This is a genomic window from Chroococcidiopsis cubana SAG 39.79, from assembly GCF_003991895.1.
Lineage (GTDB): Bacteria > Cyanobacteriota > Cyanobacteriia > Cyanobacteriales > Chroococcidiopsidaceae > Chroococcidiopsis > Chroococcidiopsis thermalis.
Window position 1 is genome coordinate 1 of sequence record NZ_RSCK01000272.1, and the last position, 482, is coordinate 482.

At 43.4% G+C, this 482-nt stretch carries 1 protein-coding gene; it reads left to right on the forward strand.

Going from position 1 to position 482, the window contains the following annotated elements; translation table 11 throughout:
• The first annotated feature begins 50 nt into the window (after window positions 1–50).
• Window positions 51–182 (forward strand): hypothetical protein, encoded by a 132-nt coding sequence (locus DSM107010_RS42725; RefSeq protein ID WP_277871373.1) that lies wholly within the window; start codon window positions 51–53, stop codon window positions 180–182.
• Window positions 183–482 lie beyond the last annotated feature (300 nt).

Sequence of the window (482 nt, forward strand, 5' to 3'; positions counted from 1 at the left end):
CTAGTGTTGTTAATTAAAGAACCAATAACTTGTACATTCAAAGGTTTATAATGACTAATTTGTCTTTTGCTCAACTGCGGCAAAAAGCCTTGTCAAAGGGGATTAAAGCTGCTACAAAACTCCGTAAAGCTGAGCTTGTGCAACTTCTTGAAATCAAGAACCTTGGACAGGCAAAAAGCTAGAAATTAGAGCTACGAAATTTGCCGATGTAGGGGTGCTGTCAAGGGATTTAAGGAGCAAGTAACAGCAGGCGGATAGTGATATGAAAGTAGTGGTGAGGTAGAACCTTTAATAAAATGAGAGCATTCTCATTCTAAATCTTGCTTCTCCATTTCTTCCCCAACTGCACGGTAGTAAGCCGCGATCGCCGCCTCTTGTTCACCGCGCAGGGTATAGCGCTCCAAAGCTTTCTCGCTCTGATGTCCGGTCAATTTTCTAGCATGAGTCGGATCGACACCCATCAGCAACAACTCGGTGCTATA

Bases quoted from the DNA above. Each gene is read 5' to 3' on its own strand.
- DSM107010_RS42725 (WP_277871373.1), top strand. From the start codon at position 51: ATGACTAATTTGTCTTTTGCTCAACTGCGGCAAAAAGCCTTGTCAAAG.